The 22,106-nt window shown below is 69.6% G+C and carries 20 protein-coding genes; 8 read left to right on the top strand and 12 right to left on the bottom strand.

From position 1 onward, the window contains the following. Positions 1-12: 12 nt before the first annotated feature. Genes MVA01S_RS08665 through MVA01S_RS08655 form a run of 3 tightly spaced genes read right to left on the bottom strand, consistent with a single transcriptional unit; the run spans position 13 to position 4,536 of the window. On the bottom strand, positions 13-1,383 hold the full coding sequence (locus MVA01S_RS08665) for an MFS transporter (RefSeq protein ID WP_003930085.1): 1,371 nt from the start codon (positions 1,381-1,383) through the stop codon (positions 13-15). 46 nt (positions 1,384-1,429) lie between these two features. Then, a complete protein-coding gene (ilvD, locus tag MVA01S_RS08660; RefSeq protein ID WP_003930084.1) occupies positions 1,430-3,121 on the bottom strand; it encodes a dihydroxy-acid dehydratase in 1,692 nt (563 codons plus the stop codon). Further along, positions 3,118-4,536 carry an FAD-dependent oxidoreductase gene (locus MVA01S_RS08655; RefSeq protein ID WP_237024214.1) on the bottom strand — a complete coding sequence of 473 codons (1,419 nt, stop codon included), beginning with the start codon at positions 4,534-4,536 and terminating at the stop codon, positions 3,118-3,120. The genes ilvD and MVA01S_RS08655 overlap by 4 nt, the downstream gene beginning before the upstream one ends. A gap of 60 nt (positions 4,537-4,596) precedes the next feature. Between MVA01S_RS08655 and MVA01S_RS08650 the strand changes: the two genes are divergently transcribed. Then, entirely contained in the window at positions 4,597-5,250 is a 654-nt protein-coding gene (locus tag MVA01S_RS08650) for a GntR family transcriptional regulator (protein WP_003930082.1), read from the top strand. Between the two features lie 21 nt (positions 5,251-5,271). Here MVA01S_RS08650 and MVA01S_RS08645 read toward each other — a convergent pair whose 3' ends face one another. After that, a complete protein-coding gene (locus MVA01S_RS08645) occupies positions 5,272-7,515 on the bottom strand; it encodes a putative bifunctional diguanylate cyclase/phosphodiesterase (protein ID WP_003930081.1) in 2,244 nt (747 codons plus the stop codon). 176 nt (positions 7,516-7,691) lie between these two features. Between MVA01S_RS08645 and MVA01S_RS08640 the strand changes: the two genes are divergently transcribed. Then, entirely contained in the window at positions 7,692-8,297 is a 606-nt protein-coding gene (locus MVA01S_RS08640) for a dihydrofolate reductase family protein (protein ID WP_003930080.1), read from the top strand. Between the two features lie 13 nt (positions 8,298-8,310). Here MVA01S_RS08640 and MVA01S_RS08635 read toward each other — a convergent pair whose 3' ends face one another. After that, entirely contained in the window at positions 8,311-8,775 is a 465-nt protein-coding gene (locus MVA01S_RS08635) for an SRPBCC family protein (RefSeq protein WP_003930079.1), read from the bottom strand. 97 nt (positions 8,776-8,872) lie between these two features. Between MVA01S_RS08635 and MVA01S_RS08630 the strand changes: the two genes are divergently transcribed. Genes MVA01S_RS08630 through MVA01S_RS08620 form a run of 3 tightly spaced genes read left to right on the top strand, consistent with a single transcriptional unit; the run spans position 8,873 to position 11,755 of the window. Continuing rightward, positions 8,873-9,658, top strand: a complete 786-nt coding sequence (locus MVA01S_RS08630; protein WP_003930078.1) for an SDR family NAD(P)-dependent oxidoreductase — start codon at positions 8,873-8,875, stop codon at positions 9,656-9,658. Beyond that, complete coding sequence (locus MVA01S_RS08625; protein ID WP_003930077.1) at positions 9,655-10,521, top strand: SDR family NAD(P)-dependent oxidoreductase; 867 nt, start codon at positions 9,655-9,657, stop codon at positions 10,519-10,521. The genes MVA01S_RS08630 and MVA01S_RS08625 overlap by 4 nt, the downstream gene beginning before the upstream one ends. 43 nt (positions 10,522-10,564) lie before the next feature. Next, complete coding sequence (locus tag MVA01S_RS08620; RefSeq protein ID WP_003930076.1) at positions 10,565-11,755, top strand: AI-2E family transporter; 1,191 nt, start codon at positions 10,565-10,567, stop codon at positions 11,753-11,755. On the opposite strand, the gene MVA01S_RS08615 is transcribed toward MVA01S_RS08620, so the two are convergent. Together MVA01S_RS08615 and MVA01S_RS08610 are read right to left on the bottom strand one after the other, a co-directional pair. Next, on the bottom strand, positions 11,736-12,533 hold the full coding sequence (locus MVA01S_RS08615) for a dienelactone hydrolase family protein (RefSeq protein ID WP_003930075.1): 798 nt from the start codon (positions 12,531-12,533) through the stop codon (positions 11,736-11,738). The two genes, MVA01S_RS08620 and MVA01S_RS08615, sit on opposite strands and share 20 nt — an antisense overlap. 50 nt (positions 12,534-12,583) lie before the next feature. Further along, a complete protein-coding gene (locus MVA01S_RS08610; protein WP_003930074.1) occupies positions 12,584-13,309 on the bottom strand; it encodes a DUF4245 domain-containing protein in 726 nt (241 codons plus the stop codon). Between the two features lie 54 nt (positions 13,310-13,363). On the opposite strand from MVA01S_RS08610, the gene glpX reads away from it, so the two are divergent. The 3 genes from glpX to MVA01S_RS08595 all read left to right on the top strand — a co-directional run bounded on the left by glpX (position 13,364) and on the right by MVA01S_RS08595 (position 16,242). Further along, positions 13,364-14,425: a class II fructose-bisphosphatase gene (glpX, locus tag MVA01S_RS08605; RefSeq protein ID WP_081529029.1), complete on the top strand. Its 1,062-nt coding sequence runs from the start codon at positions 13,364-13,366 to the stop codon at positions 14,423-14,425. A 37-nt stretch (positions 14,426-14,462) separates the two neighbouring features. Beyond that, positions 14,463-15,878: a class II fumarate hydratase gene (locus MVA01S_RS08600; RefSeq protein WP_003930072.1), complete on the top strand. Its 1,416-nt coding sequence runs from the start codon at positions 14,463-14,465 to the stop codon at positions 15,876-15,878. A 142-nt stretch (positions 15,879-16,020) separates the two neighbouring features. Next, positions 16,021-16,242 carry a hypothetical protein gene (locus MVA01S_RS08595; protein WP_003930071.1) on the top strand — a complete coding sequence of 74 codons (222 nt, stop codon included), beginning with the start codon at positions 16,021-16,023 and terminating at the stop codon, positions 16,240-16,242. 7 nt (positions 16,243-16,249) lie between these two features. On the opposite strand, the gene MVA01S_RS08590 is transcribed toward MVA01S_RS08595, so the two are convergent. The 5 genes from MVA01S_RS08590 to MVA01S_RS08570 form a co-directional block, all read right to left on the bottom strand. Next, positions 16,250-16,978, bottom strand: a complete 729-nt coding sequence (locus MVA01S_RS08590) for a polysaccharide deacetylase family protein (protein ID WP_390176139.1) — start codon at positions 16,976-16,978, stop codon at positions 16,250-16,252. Between the two features lie 56 nt (positions 16,979-17,034). Beyond that, positions 17,035-18,363, bottom strand: a complete 1,329-nt coding sequence (phoH2, locus tag MVA01S_RS08585) for an RNA 5'-3' helicase PhoH2 (protein ID WP_051015264.1) — start codon at positions 18,361-18,363, stop codon at positions 17,035-17,037. A gap of 202 nt (positions 18,364-18,565) precedes the next feature. Continuing rightward, the gene (locus MVA01S_RS08580; protein ID WP_003930068.1) at positions 18,566-19,393 is read right to left on the bottom strand and encodes an acyl-ACP desaturase; all 828 of its coding nucleotides are present in this window, start codon (positions 19,391-19,393) and stop codon (positions 18,566-18,568) included. Between the two features lie 127 nt (positions 19,394-19,520). Beyond that, complete coding sequence (locus MVA01S_RS08575) at positions 19,521-20,996, bottom strand: glycine hydroxymethyltransferase (RefSeq protein WP_003930067.1); 1,476 nt, start codon at positions 20,994-20,996, stop codon at positions 19,521-19,523. An 18-nt stretch (positions 20,997-21,014) separates the two neighbouring features. After that, positions 21,015-22,106: hypothetical protein (locus MVA01S_RS08570; protein ID WP_060941577.1), on the bottom strand; the 1,092-nt coding region annotated here is incomplete at its 5' end.

Genomic DNA, 22,106 nt, shown 5'->3' with positions numbered 1-22,106 from the left:
ACCGGGCGCGCCTCAGACGGACCCGGCCTGCGCGGGACGCGCGTCGGCCGGGTCCGTCTCGATGATGTCCTTGCGGTTGGTCTCCGGTCCGAAGGCCAGCGCCACCAGGGTCAGCGCCGTCAGGATCCCGAGATACACCACGATCACCCACCAGTGCCCGAACGCGGCGATCAGTGCGGTGGCGATCAACGGCAGGAAGCCGCCGGCCAGCACCGAGCCGATCTCGCGGGCGAACGCGAATCCGGAGAGTCGGGTTCGGGTGTCGAAGAGCTCGGCGAAGTAGGCGGCCTGCGGGGCGAGCATGGCGGGGTACAGAATCCCCAGTCCGACAACGAATCCCACGATGAGCAGGGCGGTGTTCAGCGATTCGAGCACCAGGAAGAACGGCACCAGCCACAGCACCGACAGCAGCGCCCCGCCCGCATACACCGGTCGCCTGCCCACCCGGTCACTGACGTGCGCCCAGATCGGGATGAACACCACCTGCACCGCCGAGGCGATCACCACCGCCAGCAGTGTGGTGCTCCGCTCGACCCCCAGCGTGTTGACCGCGTAGCCCACGGCGAACACCGGGAACAGGTAGGCGAAGCCGTTCTCCGCCATTCGAGCGCCGATGACGACCAGGAAGTTGCGCGGGTTGCGCCGGATCGACTCCAGCACAGGGACCTTCGTCTCCTCGACCACGCCGGACGCCTCGGCCTGCACTGCCTTCTCGTACGCTTGCGTCTCATCGATGTTGCGGCGGATGAAGTAGCCCACGATCAGCAGCACCGAGCCGAGCAGGAACGGCACCCGCCAACCCCAGCTCTGGAAGGCATCCTCGGGCAGCAGCGTGGCGAGCTGGAAAACCCCGGTGGACAGCAGCGTTGCCAGCGCAAACCCGGCCGGCGCCCAGGCTCCTGCCAGCCCGCGGCGCTTCTGATCGCCGTGCTCCACGGACAGCACGACCGCGCCGGCGTACTCGCCGCCGGCGCCGAAGCCCTGGAGCAGTCGCAGCACGATCAGCAGGATCGGCGCCCACACCCCGATCGCGGCATAGTTCGGTAGCAGCCCGATCAGCGTGGTGGCCACCCCCATCAACACGATCGTGAAGACCAGCATCTTCTTCCGGCCCACTCTGTCGCCCATGTTGCCGAGCACGATGCCGCCGAGCGGACGCGCCAGGAAGCCGACGGCGTAGGTGGCGAAGGCCGCGAGGGTCCCGACGGTGGGGTCGGCCCCGGGGAAGAACTGGCTGTTGAGCACCAATGCCGCAGCGGTGCCGTAGATCAGGAAGTCGTACCACTCCAACGTGGTCCCGACAAGCGCGGCGATGCCCGCCTTGCGGGCCTGGTTCGGCGCGCCCGAGACGCCGATGTCTGCGGTGGCGGCGGTGGTGTCCATACTGCGATCTCCTCGGCGGGGTGTGGTGGATGGAAGTCGGGTCGGTTCAGTGAGCCGGCCGGCGCAGGACTGCGCCCCGCTGGATGGGGCCGACGAGCGCGGCGTACTGCCCGAGCCAGCCTCGTTCGGGAACCTCACCGGCGGCGCACACCGGGGCGCCGTCGCGTACCGGGTGTACATCGATGCGCCGTGCGTCGAGATCGATGCTGACGGTGTCGCCGTCGCGCAGTCCGGCGAGCGGTCCCCCGTCGGCGGCCTCGGGCATGACCTGTCCGACGACGAGCCCGTGGTTGAGACCGGACAGCTCACCGTCGGTCACGACGGCGACGTGCCCCCCGAGTCCGGCTCCGTTGAGCGCGGCGACGAAACTGGCCGCGAACACGGTGCCCGGTCCGCCACGCGGTCCCATCCCGCGCAGCACGATCACGTCGCCGCGCTCGATGCCCCCCGTTCCGAGCGCGCTGATGGCATCGTCCTCACCGACGAAAACCTTTGCAGGCCCGCTGAAGTCACGACGAGTGGCTTTCCCGACGCCGGCCACCTTGACGATGGAGCCGTCCGGGGCCAGCGACCCGCGCAGGATGATCAGGCCGGGCTCGTCGTTGATCGGGTCGTCGAGTCCGTGCAGCACGTCGCCGTCGGCGGCGGGGGCCTGCTCGGCACGCTGGGCGACGGTGCGCCCGTCGACCGTGAGCGCCTGCCCGTGCAGTCGGGGCAAGAGGGTGCGCAACACCGCCTGTACACCGCCCACGCCGTCGAGGTCCCACACCTGGTGGGCTCCGTTGGGCCGGATCGCGGCCAGTTGCACGGCGTCGCGGCCGTGCTTCTCGAACAGACCCACCACATCGAGGTCCAGATCGGCTTCTGCGGCGATGGCGGTCAGGTGGCGGATGCAGTTCACCGAACCGCCGAGCGCGAGCGCGACCTCCACCGCGTTCTCGATGGACTTTTCTGTGATCACCTGGCGCGCAGTGAGTTTCTCGTCGACCATCGCCACGATGCGATGCCCGGCCGCACTGGCGTTGGCCAGCATCGCCTCGGAGTTGGCGCGCGTGGGCGCCGACCCGGCCACGGTCATGCCCAGCGCCTCCGCCAGGCAGTGCATCGTGTTGGCGGTCGCCAGGCCCGCGCAGACGCCGGGCCCCTCGATGGCATTGTCGGCCAGCTCGCCGAGCTGGTCCACGGTCATCGCGCCCGCGGCGAGCGCGCCGACCGACTCGTAGACCGTGTCGATGTCGGCCGAGCAGCCGCTGTAGCGTCCCCCCTTCTGGTATCCGCCGATCACCACGATCGAGGGCAGATCGAGCCGCGCCGCGGCCATCAGATGCGCCGGGGTCGTCTTGTCGCACGAGGACAGGAACACGATGCCGTCGAGCACCGCACCCTCCACGGCAGCCTCCACGTCGTTGACGATCAAGTCACGGGTGGGCATCAGATAGCGCGCCTTGCGGCCCGCGCTGGTGACGAAATCGCTTGGGGCGGTGGTGCGCACCTCGAAAGGCAGGCCGCCGGCCTCCCGGATTGCGTCGGCGACCCTGACCGCGACGTCGTCGAGGTGCATGAAGCACACCGACAGTTTCGACGAGGTGTTGACGACGGCGATCTTCGGTTTCTGCTGGTCTTCCACGCTGATCCCCATCGCGCTCCACTGCGCGCGGCGCACCGCCCAGCGGGTGCTGCCGGGGGTGAAGTTGCTTCGCAGTCCCCCGTCGGCCGCGCGTTCGAAGTTGTCGGTCACTGCAGTTCCTGCCTTTCCGAAGCAGCCGCGACCGGTGTCGCAGGCTGTAGCGCACTTCCGTTGGCGACCATGCGGTCCTGGATGGTCCGTACGTCGAGATCTCGGTAGGCCACCCCGGAGTCCAGCGAAACCACGGTGGCGACGGCGGCGGCGTGACCATATTCGAAGCACTGCGCGGTGACTCGTGCCGAGGCGAGCGCCTGATGTTCGGCGCTGAGGCACCGGCCGGCGACGATGACGTTCTCCCCGCGTTCGGGGACGAGGGTTCCGTACGGTACGTCGTAATAGTCGTCGAGCAGCCAGTGCAGCGTGGGGCGCTGGCCGGCATGTAGTTCCACGGGCCATGGCGAGCGGCAGATCGTGTCGGCGCGCTTGGCCCCGGTGACCACGTCGTCATCGCGCAACGTCTGCATGCCCACCACGGTGCGGGTCTGGCGGATACCGGCCTCGACTCCGGTGTCCACGACGAACGCATCGGCGCAACCCGGCACCGTGTCGGCGAGGAAGCGTGCGTACTGCCGCACCTGGCGCCGGCCGCTGATCTCGGCGACGGTGAAGTCGGCCGGGTCGATCACGTTCAGCATCCGCCTGCCCGGGCCCGTCAGCCGAGTCGCGTTGACCAGCAACTCATTCGGCCGTCCGGTGGCGAAGATCCAGATCTTGTTGCGCGGCAGGTCCATGCCCGCGGCAGCGGCGGCGTCGATGGCCTCGGACACCCAGGTGGGGCTGATGGTGTCAGGACCCCAAGCGTCCCAGAACTTCTCGACGTCGACGTTGCCCAGCCGGAAGAACATCGTCGGGTTCTGGATGCGTCCGTCGTCGCCGAACCGGTACGCACCGCCACCGCGGGCGACCACCGCTCCGTCGCCCGACGCGTCGATGATCCGCGCGGCCCGGATCACCGACACACCGGCGTTGGACGCCACCACCAGTCCGTGGTAGCGCTGCGGGCCGTGGGTCAGCACGTCGATCACCTGGGTGTGGAACAGAATTCGTGCGCCTGCGGCTGACAGCAGGGCATCCGCTGTTTCCCGCCAGACCAGGGGATCGTGGGTACTGGTGAAGGTCTTGCCGTAACGCTGGGGAGGAGTCAGGCCGTTGCGGGCGGTCAGCTCACCGGCGAACCTGTCGGTGAATCCGTAGACCACCTGCTCGGGTCCGGCGGCGTCCTCGGACGCCAGGTACATGCCGCAGATGGTGCCCGACATTCCCGCAACTGCGGCCCCACCGGCGAATCCGTACTTCTCGACGATCAGAACGGAAGCACCGGCTTCGGCGGCGACGGTGGCGGCGGCCACTCCCGCCGCCCCGGCTCCGACGACTGCGACATCGACATCGGCGACGACCGGGAGACCGCTCGGACCGGACTCCGCCAGTCCGGTCGACAACCGCCATTCAACCGATATATCAGTCATATTTGGACCGTACATCGATAGTCGCGATATTGTCTACCGCGTGACAGTCAAGGCTCTGACATGACAGGCGTCACCCCGAACAAGGCGGATCAGGCGTTCCTCGACATCGAGCGGATGATCGTCCTGCAGGACTTGCCGCCGGGCACGCTGGTGTCGGAGAAGCAGCTCATGGAACGGACCGGGCTGGGCCGGACACCGGTGAGAGAAGCGCTGCAGCGGCTCGCCCGCGAACGACTGGTGGAGATCCACCCCAACCGCGGCGTGCTGGTGCCGGCCGCGTCCATCGAGGCACAGCTGAAACTGCTCGAACTGCGGCGCACCTTGGAGCCGTTCGCCGTCCGCCTCGCCGCCACGCGCGCCACCCCCGACCAACGCAGCACGGCCCGCCGGCTCGCCGACCACGTGATCGCCGGCCCGCTGTCGGTCGACGACTTCGCCCGGTTCCTGCGGTCCGCGCACGCGCTGGTTGTCAATGCCACCCACAACGAGTTCGTCGAGGTGGCGATGGCGCCACTGCAAGGGTTGTCGCGGCGGTTCTGGTTCGGCAACATGACCTCGCCATCCGAGGATCTGGGACGGGCCGCGCAGCTGCACCACGACATACTGGCCTCGATCGCCGACGGTGACGGCGATGCCGCTGAGGCGGCATCGCTGGCCCTCAGCGACTACCTGTTCGACTTCGCCTACTCCACACTGCCGCAACGAAACGAGTAGCAAAGGTCGACGTTCACCCCGTCACGTGAGCTGGACGGCCGAGCGGGCCAGGCCCGGCACATCGGCGGCGTCCAGCGGTCTGCCGAAGTAGAAGCCCTGCCCCACATCGCATCCGCTGTCGCGAAGCCAGCGTCCCGTCGCCGCCTCCTCGATCCCCTCGGCGACCACGGTCATCCCGAGCCCGTGCGTCAGGTCGATGACCGCGCGGACGATCGCGGCGGCGCGGGGGTCGGCGGTCACCGACGCGATGAAGTGGCGGTCGAGTTTGATCTCGTCGATCAACAGGTCACGCAGATAGGACAGCGCCGAGTACCCACTGCCGAAATCGTCTATGGCGACCCGGATTCCGTGCGCACGCAGCTGTTCGAGCACACCGGTGACCAACTCGAGATCGGTGATCACGAGGTCCTCGGTGATCTCCACGGTCAACAGCTCGGCGGGCAGATCACGGTTCTGGAGGGCTTCCCACAACGTCGTGGGTAACCGGACGTCACGCAGATACGGCGCGAACAGGTTGACCGCGACCGGCATCGGCGTCCCGGCGACGACCCAGCGCGCCGCGTCGTCGAGCACCTTGTCCACCACCAGATCGGTCACCGGACGCATCAGCCTGTGCTCGCGCACCAGCGGCATGAACGCACCCGGCGACAACAGCCCCAGATCCGGGTGCGGCCAACGCAACAGCGCCTCGACCCCGACGATACGGCCGCTGTGCAGATCCACCTTGGGCTGGTAGGCGATCCCCAGATCGCCGTTGTCGACGGCGCTGCGCAACTCCCCCAGCAGCCGGACCCGCGCGGCGCCCGTGGGCGGTACCTGCTCGGCGCTCCCGGCACCGGACCCGGCTGCCTCGACCCCCGCTGCCATCCCCGCATCGAACAGCCGGACCCGCTCCGGCCGGGACTGTTTCGCCGCGCGCACGGCGAGCTCGGCGCGTTCGAGCATCGCTTTGGCGGTGAGGTCGGGATCGCCTGGCGCGGCGACGGCCACCCCGACGCTGCACCGGGTCGAGACCTGCTGACCGCCGACGCTGAACGGCTCGTCGAAAGTGTCGACGACGCAACGCATGACCCGGCGCGAGTCGTCGATGTCGCCCTCCAGCAGCAGCATGAACTTGTCGCCGCCCATCCGGGCGACGGTGTCGCCCGGATGTACGCACGCCGCGATCCGCCGGCCCGCCTGCACCAGAAGCCGGTCGGCGGCGGGGTGGCCCAGGTTGTCGTTGACGAACTTGAAGTCGTCGAGATCCAGGGCCGCCACCACCACCGGCCGGTCGTCGCGGGACTGCAGCATCATCGCGTGGGTCAGCCGGTCGACGAACAACGCCCGATTGGCCAGTCCGGTCAGCGGATCCGTCAATGCCTGCTGCGCCGCGGCTCGTGCCCACTGCTGGTTCTCCCGCGCCGCGACCGCCTGCCACAGGCACACTGCGACGCTGATCACCGGAACGACGATGCGGGCCACGCCGGAGAGGGCCACCGCCGGGCCGATCGTGCCGACCATCAGCAACGGCACATGGGGCGCCCACAGCGAGATGTTCGACGGCACCTGCAGGCCGTGCGCCCGCGGAGCCGGTGTCCGGTGGCTCAGCAGCGCCGCCGCGCCGATGGCGATCAGTGCTGTCGCCCGGCCGATGTCGAGCGCGCCGGCGGCCGTGTGCCCATGCACGGCGGCTCCGTAGACGAACGCGCTGTCGGTGACCGCCAACACCGCGAACGCGGCGGCCAGCATGCCCAGCACCGCACGGTGACGGGCGTCGACACGGACCAGCACCCCGACCGTCACCGTCAGGATCGCCACGTCCGCCGCAGGATGGAACACCGCCAGGGCGAGCACCGGCCGGTCGCCATCGAAGAGGCTATCGGCCCTGTGCAGCAACAGGATCCACGCCAGCAGGAACGTGTACAACGCGACGGTGATCCCGTCGAGGCTGATGCGCCACACGGCCCGGCTTCTCGACGGCGTGTCGAAGGGGGTCATCGTCAGGACCGCCGAGAACGCGGCCACACAGAAGACGACCGAGAAGGCGTCCGCGGGCGACGGGAACTGATCGGCCCGCACCGCGTGTCCCCACCACAGCCGGACCAGATCGCCGGCCGCCCAGGCGCCGAGCGCCACCGCCATGATCGCCCAGGCGGCACGCATCCGCCCGCGCAGCGTCCGCGCCGCCAGCACCGCGCACCCGGTGGCGCACAGAGCGAGCAACGCGAGCACGGCGCCGCCGGCCGGCGACGCCGTCTCCACGGCGAATGCCTCCCCGGTCACCGCATCGTCACTCCGCTCCCGATCCGGCGCCCACGCGCCGGAGTGATGACCGACGCTAACCCAGAATGTGGTTCCGCAGGCAAGGTTGCTGCATACCCGTCGGAGTAGGTCGTTCGATGAGTTCACGCGGCCGGGACGGTCGATACTGACGACCGAACACCACCGAGGAGTCCCCGATGCGCACGCTCACCGCAGGCCTGTTCATATCGCTCGACGGCGTCGTCGAAGCCCCCGACCAGTGGCACTTTCCGTACTTCGACGACGACATGGGCGCCGCGGTGGACGCCCAACTCGGGTCGGCGGACACCCTGCTGCTGGGCCGGGTCACCTACGACAGCTTCGCCGGGGCCTGGCCCGAGCGCGAGGCCGGCGGCGGCGAGGATGCGGCGTTCGCCAAGAAGCTCGGAGACGCGCGCAAGATCGTGGTGTCCCGCCGCGACCAGCAGTTCACCTGGCGTAATTCCGAGCGGCTGGCCGGCGACCTCGTCGACGGGGTGACCGCGCTGAAGAACGGCCCCGGCGACGGCGCCGTCGCGATGAGCGGCTCCCCGTCCGTCGTCCGACAACTACTCGAAGCCGGACTGATCGACGAACTGCACCTGCTCGTGCACCCCATCGCGGTACGCAAGGGGGCACGGCTGTTCGACGAGGGCACACCGGTCCCGCTCGCGCTGCTGAGTAGTCGCGCATTCGGCTCCGGGGTGCTGCACCTGGTGTACGGCCCGGACCGCGGAACCCGCAGCGGCGGCTACGACGACGCCAAGGCCCACCTGCAGCAGTGAGCGCCGGGGCCGGTCACGCCGCCTCGGCTGTCTCCTTGATCGCCGCGAGCGTGGCCGGGATGCCGCTGCCGGCCGCCTCGACGCGCTGGGCGATCTCGTCCTCGGCGGTGTCGCCGTAGCGTTCGTGGAATCCGGCCACCCCCTTCGGCAGCAGCTCCCACGATTCGGTGAGACGGGTGCCGCCGTCCTCGGCGGCCATCTCGTAGCCCCAGTACACCCAGCCGTCGTTGACCTCCCAGGCGAACTTGCGTCCCGGTTCGGCGGCGACCACCTGAGACCTGGTCTCCCACGTCCGCTCCGCGGTCACATTGCGGCCGGTGAACCACGCGCCGACCTGGGGGCCCGCGCCTTCGTCCCACCAGCACGCCTTGCAGATCGGGCTCCAGTCACCCATCCGGGTGACGTCGGCGACCAACGCATACACCTGCTCCGGAGTGGCGGCCACGTGGATCGACTCGGACATCTTCAGCTCGCTCACCCGGCCGAGTCTGCCAGTTCGGGCCCGGCTATTGCGCTTTCGGGTTCCGGGTGTGACTTTAGAACACGTTCTATTCCATCGTCGGAAGGCCAACCGGATGAGCGACGGCAGCGATCGGGCCGCCAGGGAGGCTGTGGTCATCGGCGGCGCGTCCGGCATCGGGTGGGCGACCGCGTCGGCGCTGGCCGGTCAGGGATGCCGGGTGACGATCGCGGACCTGAATGCCGGCGCGGCCCGTGAGCGCGCCGCCGAACTCGGCCATCCGCACACGTCGGCCTACGTCGACGTCACCGACGAGGACTCGGTCCAGCAACTCTTCGACAGCGCGGCCCCGCTGGACATCGCGGTGAACTGCGCCGGTTTCAGCAACGTTGGCCTGATCACCGACATGGCCGCCGAGGACTTCCGCGCCGTCATCGACGTCTGCCTCAACGGTGCGTTCATCGTCGCCAAACACGCGGGCAGGCAGCTGCGCGAGGGCGGCTCGCTGGTGCAGATCAGCTCGCTCAACGGCAGGCAGCCCGCGGCCGGGATGAGCGCGTACTGCGCGGCGAAGGCCGGTCTGTCGATGCTCACCCAGGTGGCCGCGTTGGAGATGGGTCCGCGCGGCATCCGGGTCAACGCCGTCGCCCCCGGTTTCGTGCACACCCCGCTGACCGCCGCGGCGGCGTCGGTGCCCGGCGTGGTCGAGGACTACGTCGACAACACCGCGCTCGGCCGGGCGGGCACGCCTGAGGACATCGCCGATGCCGTGGTGTACCTGTGCTCGCCGGGCGCCTCATGGCTGACCGGCGAGGTGCTCGACATCAACGGCGGCGCCCACCTGAAGCGCTACCCGGATGTGATGGGCCACGTGATGAGGCTGGTGGAACAGTCATCGTGAAGATCGCCGGCAAGCATGCGCCGCGGACGCGAGGAGCAAAACAGGCAATAGTCACTGGCGGCGGGTCCGGGATCGGTGCGGCGCTGTGCCGCGCGCTCGATCAGGCCGGTGCGCACGTGGTGTGCACCGACATCGACCCGGCGGCCGCCGACGCGGTGGTGGCGACACTGAGCCCCCGGGCCCGCGCGGCGCGGCTGGACGTCACCGACGCCGCGGCGGTGCAGGCCGCCGTCGACGACGTCGTGGCCCGGGCGGGCCGGTTGGACCTGATGTTCAACAACGCCGGCATCGTGTGGGGCGGGGACACCGAACGGCTGACGCTGGACCAGTGGAACGCGATCATCGACGTCAACCTGCGCGGCGTCGTGCACGGCGTGGCCGCGGCCTACCCGCAGATGCTGCGGCAGGGCCACGGCCACATCGTCAACACCGCGTCGATGGCCGGGCTGGCCGCTGCCGGACAGCTCACCAGCTATGTGGCGACCAAGCACGCCGTGGTCGGCCTGTCGATGGCACTGCGGTCCGAAGCCGTGCCCCGCGGAGTCGGGGTGCTGGTGGTCTGCCCGGCCGCGGTGGAGACCCCGATCCTGGACAAGGGCGCCGTCGGTGGTTTCGTCGGCCGCGACTACTTCCTGCAGACCCAGGGCGGGAAGGCCTACGACGCCGACCGACTGGCCCGTGACACGCTGCGCGCGATCGAACGTGACAAGGCCATCCTCGTCAGACCGGTTGCCGCACAGGCGCAGTGGTGGATCGCCCGACTGGCGCCCGAGCTGATGAACCGGCTCTCGATGCGGTTCGTCGCGCAGCAGCGCGCCCGGCAGGTGCAGGGATCCCCGTCCCCTACCGCCGACAGCGGATAGGGTTGCCCTCGGCATCCGAACGGGCGTGGTCGGGAGGGCGTGCATGAGAAGCGACTTCACCCTCACCCAGAAGCGCGCGCTGGCGGTGCTGACGGTGCTCGCGCTCGCGTTCGGCGCGTATTTCCTGCGCGCATACGTGTTGCTCATCGCGATCGCCGCGGTACTGGCCTACCTGTTCACCCCGCTGTTCGACCGTCTGCGCGCCCGGATCGGACCGGGTGCGGCCGCCGCTCTGACCATGCTGGCCGCGATCGCGACGGTGGCCGTGCCGTTGTCCGGCCTCGCGCTCCTGGCGTTCCTGCAGATCAGCCAGATGGTCACCGGCATCGGTCACTGGGTCGAAGAGACCGACTTCACCGCACTGGCGCAACGCCTGCTGGATTCGGCCAACGAGCTGCTGGCCCGGGTGCCGTTCGTGGATTTCACGCTGACGCCCGAGTCGGTGCGCGACGCGATGACGACTGTCGGCCAGAAGGGCGGGGAGCTGGCGCTGGGGTTCGCCCGGGACTCGGTCGGCGGCATCGTCGCGATGGTCACGGGCCTGATCATCTTCCTGTACGTGTTCCTGGCGCTGCTGACCAACGGCCCGAAGGTGCTGGAACTGTTCCGCGACCTGAACCCGCTCGGCGAGGAGGTCGCCGACATCTACCTCGCCAAGGTGGGCGCGATGGTCAAGGCGACGGTCCAGGGCCAGTTCATCATCGCGGCCTGCCAGGGCGTCGCGGGGGCGGCGTCGCTGTACATCGCCGGCCTGCACGACGGCTTCTTCATGTTCGTGATCTTCCTGACCGTGCTGTCGTTCATCCCGCTGGGCGGCGGGATCGTCACCATCCCGGCGGGGATCGTCATGGTGGTGTTCGGAAACCCGGTGGGCGGCATCTTCGTCGTGTTGTTCCACCTCCTCGTGGTGACCAACATCGACAACCTGCTGAGGCCGTTCCTGGTGCCCAAGAGTGCGCACCTTCAGCCCGCGCTGATGCTGCTCGCGGTGTTCGCCGGGCTGCAGATGTTCGGCTTCATCGGCATCGTGCTGGGCCCGGTGCTGATGATCGTGATCGTCACGACGATCAGCGTCTACCGGGTGGTGTACCGGGACGCGCCGATGGAGTCGGTCACGGGTACGGGCGGGGAACCGTCCGACGACGACGCGGCACGCGACGTCCCGTGGTGGCGCAGGCTGCTGCCGGGCACCCCGAAGCCCGCACCGGCGCCCGCTAAGTCAGCCGCTCCGTGAGGAATTCGACGACCCGCTTCCGCGCCTCGTAGGCAGGATGGCCGTCACGCTCGACCACCTGATCGGTGAGCACCGAATGGGCCATGCGGCCGATGCCGTCCGGGTTGCCCGGTTTGGAACTGATCTCGATCAGCTCGAACGCGTCCCCGAGCCGGGCCTTGAGCGTGGTGAACCGCGCCGCCGGGGACATCAGGTCCTCGCTGAACCGCAGCCCCAGCGCGCACAGCCCCTCGTCGGCGGCGCGGCGCTCGATGACCTTGAGCTCGGCCTCCGACAGGCCCGGATCCCGGCGCAGGCGCGGGGTCAGCGGCAGCGGCAGCGACGGCTGGCTCATCACCGGGGCGAGCACCGCGTCGTCGACGGCGGCGGCCAGCGCGAACCCGCCGGTGAAGCACTGGCCGATCACGCCGACCCCCTTGCCCGGCGTGCAGGCGTTCAATTCGCGTGCGAGCGCGCGCAGATAGTGCGCCACCGGCCGGTCGGCGTGGGTGGCGAACGCCGCGAACTCCTTGGCGATGCAGCCCTTCGCCAGCACCGGCAGCGCGCCCGGTCGCTGGGCAGGCGCCCCGGGCGTGCCGAACAGGGACGGCGACCACACCGTGAAACCGTTGTCCACCAAATGGTTCCCCAGCGCGAGCACGCCGGGGTGCAGGCCGGGCATCTCCGGGATGAGCACGACGCCGGGTCCGTCACCCTTGCGGTACACGTCGTGGGTCACGCCGGCCGCGGTGAACGGCTCCGCGGACCATCCGCGCAGATCTGCTTCCGGTCCGCTCATGTACGTCTCCTCGGCTGACGGAACGTCCTCGCTGATGGGCTCCGGCGGGCTCAGTCCACCGGCAGCGGCGCCTGGGACTGCGTCGCCGCCGCCAGCGTACGGAACTCGTCGGTGTTCCCGGCGCCCGTCACGGCAAGTTGGGCCGGTCCCGTCGGCCCGCGAACCTGCGCGGTCCACACCGGCTCGAGCTGTTTGCCGTCGACCTCGCCGCCTTCGTAGACCACCCACCGGACGCCGTCGACGTCCTCGACCCCGGTCGGCACCAACCCCGGGCTGAACGAGGCGACGAGCTTGTCCTCGTCGGCGTTGCTCTGGGTGACGCTCAGATACCTGCCGCCCGGACTGAGGTAGCCGACGACCGCACCGACCGCGCGGACGGGCTGCCCGGTCACCGGATCGGTGCGGCCGGCCTCGATCCCCTTGCGACTGCCCGAATTCGCCTGCCAGCCCTCCGGCAGCCGCGGCACCCGGATCGGGATGCCGAGCGCGTCGGCGTCGGCCCGCAGCGCGGCCGGTGCGTTGTAGTCGGGGGCGGGGCCGGGTCCGGGGCCGGTGGGCGCGAACGAGCACATGCCGAGCAGGCCCGCCAGCACCAGGCACGCGACCACGAGCGGGGCCATCGACCAGAACATGTCCCGGCCGTCCTGTAGCAGACGCGACTTGGCGGGCGGCGCCACCGGCACCACGACGTGATCGACCGGGTGCTGGCCTGCAGTGTCGGGGCGGCGCCCGGCGTCACCGGCGACCTCCTGGCCCGGCTCGGGCGACATCGTCATGCCCGCCAGTATCCCAGCTCTCAATTGGCAACCTGCTAATGGGACAATCTGGCCATGACTACTCCGGATGCTCTTCGCGCAGGCGGCTCATCGACCTCTCGACGTGAAGCGCCGGACCGAAATCTTGCCCTTGAGCTGGTACGGGTCACCGAGGCGGGCGCGATGGCGGCGGGCCGCTGGGTCGGCCGCGGCGACAAGGAAGGCGGCGACGGCGCGGCTGTCGACGCGATGCGCCAATTGGTGAATTCGGTCTCCATGCGCGGCGTCGTGGTCATCGGCGAGGGCGAGAAGGACAACGCGCCGATGCTCTACAACGGCGAGGAGGTCGGCAACGGCGACGGGCCGGACTGCGATTTCGCGGTCGACCCGGTCGACGGCACCACGCTGATGAGCAAGGGCATGCCGAACGCGATCTCGGTGCTCGCGGTCGCCGAGCGCGGCGCGATGTTCGACCCGTCGGCAGTGTTCTACATGAACAAGATCGCCGGCGGACCCGACGTCGCGGACTTCATCGACATCACCTCGCCGATCGCCGCCAACATCCAGCGCATCGCGAAGGTCCGCAAGGCCTCGGTCTCCGACGTGACCGTGTGCATCCTGGACCGGCCCCGCCACAGCAAGCTGATGGAAGAGGTGCGCGCCGCCGGCGCCCGGATCCGGCTGATCTCCGACGGCGACGTCGCGGGCGCGATCTCGGCGTGCCGGCCCGAGTCGGGCACCGACCTGCTCGTCGGCATCGGCGGCACCCCCGAGGGCATCATCGCCGCGGCGGCCATCCGGTGCATGGGCGGCGAGATCCAGGCCACCCTGGCGCCCACCGACGACGACGAACGCCAGCGCGCCATCGACCGCGGTTACGACCTGGACCGCGTGCTGAACACCAAGGATCTGGTCGCCGGGGAGAACGTCTTCTTCTGCGCCACCGGCGTCACCGACGGTGACCTGCTCAAGGGTGTGCGCTACTTCGGCGGCGGCTGCACCACGCAGTCCATCGTGATGCGGTCCAAGTCCGGCACCGTCCGGATGATCGAGGGCTACCACCGGCTGACCAAGCTCAACGAGTACTCGGCCGTGAACTTCACCGGCGACAACACCGCCGCCTACCCCTTGCCCTAAGCCCGAATCCTCCATACCGAGACGAACAGGAAGCCACATGACCGACAGCGCTGTCGACGCCACCGAGTACCGCATCGAGCACGACACCATGGGCGAGGTCCGGGTGCCCAAGAACGCGCTGTGGCGCGCCCAGACCCAGCGCGCGGTGGAGAACTTCCCGATCTCGTTCCGCCCGCTGGAGCGCACGCAGATCCGCGCACTCGGGCTGCTCAAGGGCGCGTGTGCCCAGGTGAACAAGGATCTCGGGCTGCTGGCCCCGGAAAAGGCCGACGCGATCATCGCCGCCGCGGCCGAGATCGCCGACGGCCGCCACGACGACCAGTTCCCGATCGACGTGTTCCAGACCGGCTCGGGCACCAGCTCCAACATGAACGCCAACGAGGTCATCGCCTCGATCTGCGCCGCCAACGGGGTCACCGTGCACCCGAACGACGACGTGAACATGTCGCAGAGCTCCAATGACACGTTCCCGACCGCCACCCACATCGCGGCGACCGAAGCCGCTGTGCGCCATCTGATCCCCGCACTCGAGGTGCTGCACGAGTCGCTGGCCGCCAAGGCCCGGCAGTGGCGCACCACGGTGAAGTCCGGCCGCACCCACCTGATGGACGCGGTGCCGGTGACGCTTGGCCAGGAGTTCGGCGGCTACGCCCGCCAGGTCGAGGCCGGCATCGAACGGGTGCGCGCATGCCTGCCCCGCCTCGGCGAGCTGGCGATCGGCGGCACCGCGGTGGGCACCGGGCTCAACGCCCCCGACGGGTTCGGCCCCAAGGTGGTCGAGGTGCTCGTCGACCAGACCGGCATCGCCGAGTTGCGGCCTGCAGTCGACAATTTCGAGGCGCAGGCCGCGCGCGACGGGCTGGTCGAGGCGTCCGGTGCGCTCAAGACGATCGCGGTGTCGCTGACCAAGATCGCCAACGACATCCGCTGGATGGGCTCGGGCCCGCTGACCGGTCTGGGCGAGCTGCAACTGCCCGACCTGCAGCCGGGCAGCTCGATCATGCCGGGCAAGGTCAACCCCGTCATCCCTGAGGCCGTCACGCAGGTGGCCGCCCAGGTCATCGGCAACGACGCGGCCGTCACTATTGGTGGCGCCTCCGGAGCTTTTGAACTCAACGTCTACATCCCGATGATGGCCCGCAACGTGCTGGAGTCGTTCACGCTGCTGGCCAACTCCTCCCGGCTGTTCGCCGAGAAGTGCATCGACGGCCTGGTCGCCAACGAGGACCGGCTGCGTGAGCTGGCCGAGTCGTCGCCGTCGATCGTGACGCCGCTGAACTCGGCGATCGGCTACGAGGAAGCGGCCAAGGTCGCCAAGCAGGCACTCGCCGAGAAGAAGACGATCCGCCAGACGGTCATCGACCGCGGCCTGATCGGCGACAAGCTGTCCGAGGAGGAATTGGACCGCCGCCTCGACGTGCTGGCCATGGCCAAGGTCCGCGACGGAAACTGACCGTCCGAATTCCTGCCCCCGAGATCTGCCATTCGCCTGACGAATCGTCAAGACAGGCACAAGATCTAGGGAGCATTGGGCTCGCCGCCGCGTCCTCGGCGTGACGGCGGGCTCCTCCCCCAGGCAGGAATCAGGAGGCGCGGTGTCCGCTCAGCCCGAAGCCGCAATCACCCCGTCCTCGACCACCCTGGTCACCACGGCCACCAGCCAGCCCGCGTTGCGGACCGGTGCCGTGGTGCTGGGGCTGGCGTCACTGGTCGACCTCTCGCGAGCCAGACGCGGCGGCGGTGCGGATCGGGTGCTGGCGATGTCCGGCGCAGCCGCGGCGGGATGGTTCCTGGTCGAGGGACGCCGACAGCGCTGAGCCGGTATCAGCGGGCGGGTTCGGCCAGATCGTAGGCCGGCGGCCCGTTGTCGCGGCCGCCGTACAGGCTTCCCGGCGCACGCGGACCCAGCAGCTCCGAGACGGTCACCAGGTGGTAGCCGTTCGCGCTGAGCACGGGGATGAACTCGGCCATCAGGTCGACCGTCGAGGCGAACGTGTCGTGCAGCAGCACCACCGAGCCCGGCCGGACGTGGCTCATCAGCACTGCGCGGGTGGCCGCGGTGTCGCCGGCGTGCTGCCAGTCCAGCGGCACCACGTCCCAGTTGATCACGGCCAGACCCTGACGTCGCGCCTCGGCGAGCACGGCGTCGTCGACGGCGCCGAAACCGGTGCGCGCCAACGTGGGTGTGCGGCCGGTCGCGGCCTGCAGGGCGGCGGTGGCACGGCTGAACTGCTCAGCAACCTGCGCGGGCGGCAGGGTCGTCATGTCGGGATGCTGCCAGGTGTGGTTGCCGATCTCCATGCCGGCGTCGGCGATGCGCCGGGCCGCGGCCGGGTCGGCGGCCACCCTGTCGCCGATCAGGAAGAACGTCGCGCGAGCGTCGTTGTCCCGCAGGGTGTGCAGCAGCCGGTCGGTGAACGGCCCGGGCCCGTCGTCGAACGTCAGGGCCACGCACTTGACCCGGGAGCAGTCCACAACGTCGGCCGATGCGGTCGGGGCCACGACCACGGCCGCCAGCATCAGCGCCGCTACCCACCCGATCGCCGAGTGAATCCGGCGCGCCCGAGCACCGTGGGTGTCGCATTGCGCGCCGGATCCGCCCGTCACGGTCACGGCAGGGCGCCGGGACTGATCTCCTCCAGCATCTCGGTGACCAGCGCCGCGATCGGTGACCGTTCGCTGCGCAGCAGCGTGATGTGGGCGAACAGCGGATGGCCCTTGAGCTTCTCGATCACCGCGGCGACGCCGTCGTGGCGGCCGACGCGCAGGTTGTCCCGTTGTGCCACATCGTGGGTCAGCACCACGCGTGATCCCGCCCCGAGCCGCGACAGCACGGTCAGCAACACGTTGCGCTCCAGCGACTGCGCCTCGTCGACGATCACGAACGAGTCGTGCAGCGAACGACCACGGATGTGGGTCAGCGGCAGCACCTCGAGCATGCCCCGCGACAGCACCTCCTCCAGCACGGCCGGGCTGGCGAGGCCTTCGAGGGTGTCGAAGACGGCCTGCGCCCACGGCCCCATCTTCTCGCTCTCGCTGCCCGGCAGGTACCCGAGTTCCTGCCCGCCGACCGCGTAGAGCGGACGGAACACCACCACCTTGCGCTGGGTGCGCCGTTCCAGCACCGCCTCCAGGCCCGCGCACAGGGCCAGCGCCGACTTCCCGGTGCCGGCCTTGCCGCCGAGGGACACGATGCCGACCGACTCGTCGAGCAGCAGATCGAGGGCGACGCGTTGTTCGGCGGACCTTCCCCGGAGGCCGAACACCTCGCGATCACCACGTACCAGCTGCACCTTCTTGTCGGCGTTGACCCGGCCCAGCGCGTGAGAGTTGCTGCCGAGCAAGCGGATTCCCGTGTGGCACGGCAGGTCGCGGGTGACTTCGAGATCGATCTCGCCGTCGGCGAACAACGCGTCGACGTCGTCGCCGGCCACCTCGACCTCGGCCATGCCGGTCCACCCGGAGGTGACGACGTCCTGAGCGTGGTACTCGTCGGCCAGCAAGCCGACCGCACCGGCCTTCACCCGCAGCGGGATGTCCTTGCTCACCAGCGTCACGTGCTTGCCCTCGGCCGCCAGGTTGGCTGCCACGGTCAGGATCCGCGCGTCGTTGCTGTCGGTCCGGAAGCCGGCCGGCAACACCGTCGGGTCACTGTGGTTGAGCTCGACGTGCAGCGTACCGCCTTCTGCGCCAACGGGAATGGGCTGATCGAGCCGCCCGTGTTCCAGCCGCAGATCGTCGAACATGCGCAATGCCTGTCGGGCGAACCAACCCAACTCGTGGTGGTGGCGTTTGGCTTCCAGTTCGCTGATCACTACCAGCGGAACCACCACTTCGTGCTCGGCGAACCGCGTGCAGGCCCAAGGATCGGACAGCAGCACGGAGGTGTCGAGCACATAGGTCCGGAGGTCGGACTGAGGGTTGAGCGATTGAGTCACGTAGCGCTCCTCGAGGCTGCGCGAGTTCCTGTGGCCCCACACGAACTTCTCGGTGGACACACAAGCGGTCTCAGAGCCGGGGCCGGCCCTTTCAATCGGGACCGCCCGGACAGCAGAGCATGTCGCTAGCCATCGGAATCGACGCTACTCCGGGTGTGCCGACCGCGCCTCGCAGGCGCGCCGGGTCTGCGCGGCGCGTGCGTTAAGAGCTGATGAACTGCCGGAGTTCGGGTTCGTCGGCCAGGCCCCACGCGGTGATGCGGTCGGCGATCACCGTGCGCAGCTGATCGCGGCCGAAGATCCCGCCCTCGGCCACGGTGGCGACCTTGTCCTCGTAGGTGTCGATGTCCCCGCCGACGACGTCCAGGGCGGCGGCGCGGCGCGCGATCGCCGTGACCGTCTCGTCCCTGGCGGTGGTCAGAAGGTGGCCGACGAGGTTGGCGAAGAACTGCTCGTGGCGCTCCTCGTCCTGGGCGATCCGCCCGGCCAGCGCCTTGAGCACCGGCTCGTCGGTCTGCTGCGCGAGGTTGCGGCAGAACACCGCGTGGGCACGCTCCCACAGCGCCATGAACGCCAGCGTCTCGATCTGGGTGTAGGTGTCGGCCCGGTAGCCCTTCATCACGTGCTCGACGCGGACGTCCTCGTTGGCGGCCGGGTCCACTTCCCGGGTCACGACGAGGTAGTTGCGCAGCGCGATCGCGTGCAGGTGTTCCTCGGCGGTCCAGCGGCCCAACCAGCGGCCCCACTTGTCCTCGAGGATGAAGTGCTCGACGAGCTCACGGTGGTAACCGGCGAGGTTGTCCTTGGTGATCAGCAGGATCTCGCACGCGTCGGTGATCTTCTTGGGCAGCGTGACCTGTGAGGGATCCCAGTCCCGGCCACCCAGGAAGGCGAAGTTCTCGCCCTGGTCGAACGGCACGTAGTCGTGGGCGAACCAGACGTCCTCGGTATCGAGGTGACGCCGCAGCTCCTCCAGAACCACGGGCTCGAGTTCCAGCGTCAGCGCGTTAGCGACAGGTTTCTGTGCCATGCGGTTACATTAACTCAATTCTGTGGGGATCGTAAAATTCCGCACCGGGTGTCGGCCGAAACCGCATTCCACGCGGCCGATCACGTCGACGGGCCGCACGGAATGCGATTTCGGCGGGATCAGCGCGTCAGAGCGTGAGGCCCGGGTACAGCGGATTGGCGTCGAGCAGCTCGGCGGACGCGGCGCGCACCCGCTCGGCGGTGCCGTCGGCCAGCGTGTACTTGGCTTTCGAAGTCGATCCGGCCGGGCCGTTCGGGCCTGCGGCGGGCTGGGTGTTGTTCAGCACGTCGACCACGAGCTCGGCGACGCGGTCGAAGTCGTCGGCGCCGAACCCGCGGGTGGTCAACGCCGGGGAGCCGAACCGGATACCGCTGGTGTACCAGGCGCCGTTCGGGTCGGCCGGGATCGCGTTGCGGTTGGTGACGATGCCGGCGTCCAGCAGCGCCGACTCGGCCTGCCGCCCGGTGAGCCCGAACGAGGTCACGTCGAGCAGCACGAGGTGGTTGTCGGTGCCGCCGGTGACCAGCCCGGCGTCCCGCTTGAGCAGGCCCTCGGCCAGCGCCTGCGCGTTGTCGGCGACGTCCTGCGCGTACTCGCGGAACGCCGGCTGCCGCGCCTCGGCCAACGCGACGGCCTTGGCCGCCATCACGTGCGACAGCGGACCGCCGAGCACCATCGGGCAGCCCTTGTCGACCGCGGGCGCGTACTCCTCGGTGGCCAGCACCAGGCCGCCGCGCGGGCCGCGCAGCGACTTGTGCGTGGTGGTGGTCGTGATGTGCGCGTGCGGCACCGGGTCCTCGTCACCGGTGAACACCTTGCCGGCCACCAGGCCCGCGAAGTGCGCCATGTCCACCATCAGCGTGGCGCCGACCTCGTCGGCGATCTCGCGCATCTTGGCGAAGTTGATCCGGCGCGGGTACGCCGAGTAGCCGGCGACCAGGACCAGCGGCTTGAACTCGCGGGCCGCCGCGGCGACGACGTCGTAGTCGATGAACCCGGTGACCGGATCCGTGCCGTACTGGCGCTGGTGGAACATCTTGCCGGAGATGTTGGGCCGGAAGCCGTGGGTCAGATGCCCGCCGGTGTCCAGCGACATGCCCAGCAGACGCTGGTTGCCGAGCTTGGCCCGCAGCGACTCCCAGTCCGCCTCGGACAGGTCGTTGACGTGCTTGGCACCCAGCTCCGCCAATCCTGGACCTTCAATGCGGGTGGCCAGGATGGCCCAGTAGGCGACCAGGTTGGCGTCGATGCCGGAGTGCGGCTGGGCGTAGGCGTAGGGCGCGCCGAACAGTTCGCGGGCGTGCTCGGCGGCCAGCGCCTCGACGGTGTCGACGTTCTGGCAGGCCGCGTAGAACCGGTGCCCGACGGTGCCCTCGGCGTACTTGTCGGAGAACCAGGTGCCCATGGTCAGCAGCACCGCCGGGGAGGCGTAGTTCTCGCTGGCGATCAGCTTGAGCGAATCCCTTTGGTCGGCAAGCTCTTTACGAGTGGCATCGGCGACGCGGGGCTCGACGCTCTCGATGACGCGCAGCGCGGCCCGGTAGGCCTCACTGGCGTCGGCGGCGTACTCGGCACCCAGACCTGACGGCGACGAAGAAGTCATGCCAGGAAGCCTAAACGTTCAGGCCGCGCGCAACGACGACGGGATCAGCGGCTCGTCCAGCAGCCTGCCGAACCGCTCGGTCAGGCTGACGCCGTCGGGCCGTGCGTCCAGCCAGCCCCGCAGCAGCCGGTAGCCCTCGACGTAGGTGCTGGTGTAGGCCCGCCACAGCGGGGAGGACAGGAACCGCAGCGTCTGGCGGGCCCGCTCGTCATTGACCAGCAGCCACCGTTTGAGGAACGCGACGACGTCGTCGACGTCGCGGTGCTCGTCGTGCAGCATCAGCGCGGCATCCTGGCGGACGTCGGCCAGCGCGGCGGTCGCGTCCGAGATCGCCGCCGCCCGCTCCCCGTCGAACCGCAGGCCCAGATCGGCGTAGATCTCGGCGGCCCAACTCCCCCACTGCGGGCCGACCGCGGCGTACAGCGCCAGGTCGGCCAGCCCCTCGGCCATCAGGCACTGCGGGGTGTTGACCAGGAAGATCGTCTGCTCGGCCTGATTTTGACCGGCCACCAGCCGTTCTTCCTTGCGGCAGTGCTCGGTGTGGTGCCCCGGGTAGGACTCGTGGGCCACCAGCCGCGGCAGGTTCGACATCTGCTGTTTGAGGTCGGCGTTGACCGCGACCGTCGACTGGTAGTCGCCCTTGTAGTAGTTGAACCCCGACCACGGCTTGTCGGTGACGACTTCATAGGTGATGGTCTCGCGCGCGGGCAGCGGGAACGTGGCGCGGACGCGGTCGCGCAGCGCGCTGGAGAACGCATGGATCGCCTCCTCCAGGCGCTCGGGCGGGATCTCCTCGGCCGCCCGGTAGGCCTGGATGCGGTCGGCCAGCGGCCCGGTCCCGCCGAGCGCGTCGTCGAGCGCCGCGTGCGCCTCCCGGTACCGGTCCGGGTCGCCTTTGCTGATCCGGACGTCGAAGTAGGCCTCCACCTCGTCGACGAACCCGACCTGCTCGCCGGCGAACTTGCGTCCCGCGCAGGCCAGCGCCCGGAGGTGGGACCCGATGAACATGGCACGTGGCTCCTCCAGGCCCGCGGGCAGCTCGCCGAGCAGCCGCTCGGCCTGGCGCGCCAGGTCGGCGGGGTCGGGTTGCGGCTCGGACTGCACCGCGCG

Source organism: Mycolicibacterium vaccae NBRC 14118 = CIP 105934, from assembly GCF_001552715.1.
GTDB classification, from domain to species: Bacteria; Actinomycetota; Actinomycetes; order Mycobacteriales; family Mycobacteriaceae; genus Mycobacterium; species Mycobacterium vaccae.
This window is presented reverse-complemented; position numbering and strand designations above follow the sequence as displayed.

Coding starts and splice junctions, on each gene's coding strand:
- MVA01S_RS08665 (WP_003930085.1), bottom strand. CDS start 1,383: ATGGACACCACCGCCGCCACCGCAGACATCGGCGTCTCGGGCGCGCCG.
- MVA01S_RS08630 (WP_003930078.1), top strand. CDS start 8,873: ATGAGCGACGGCAGCGATCGGGCCGCCAGGGAGGCTGTGGTCATCGGC.
- MVA01S_RS08620 (WP_003930076.1), top strand. CDS start 10,565: ATGAGAAGCGACTTCACCCTCACCCAGAAGCGCGCGCTGGCGGTGCTG.
- MVA01S_RS08600 (WP_003930072.1), top strand. CDS start 14,463: ATGACCGACAGCGCTGTCGACGCCACCGAGTACCGCATCGAGCACGAC.
- MVA01S_RS08615 (WP_003930075.1), bottom strand. CDS start 12,533: ATGAGCGGACCGGAAGCAGATCTGCGCGGATGGTCCGCGGAGCCGTTC.
- MVA01S_RS08650 (WP_003930082.1), top strand. CDS start 4,597: ATGACAGGCGTCACCCCGAACAAGGCGGATCAGGCGTTCCTCGACATC.
- MVA01S_RS08655 (WP_237024214.1), bottom strand. CDS start 4,536: ATGACTGATATATCGGTTGAATGGCGGTTGTCGACCGGACTGGCGGAG.
- MVA01S_RS08610 (WP_003930074.1), bottom strand. CDS start 13,309: ATGACGATGTCGCCCGAGCCGGGCCAGGAGGTCGCCGGTGACGCCGGG.
- MVA01S_RS08575 (WP_003930067.1), bottom strand. CDS start 20,996: ATGACTTCTTCGTCGCCGTCAGGTCTGGGTGCCGAGTACGCCGCCGAC.
- MVA01S_RS08580 (WP_003930068.1), bottom strand. CDS start 19,393: ATGGCACAGAAACCTGTCGCTAACGCGCTGACGCTGGAACTCGAGCCC.
- glpX (WP_081529029.1), top strand. CDS start 13,364: ATGACTACTCCGGATGCTCTTCGCGCAGGCGGCTCATCGACCTCTCGA.
- MVA01S_RS08640 (WP_003930080.1), top strand. CDS start 7,692: ATGCGCACGCTCACCGCAGGCCTGTTCATATCGCTCGACGGCGTCGTC.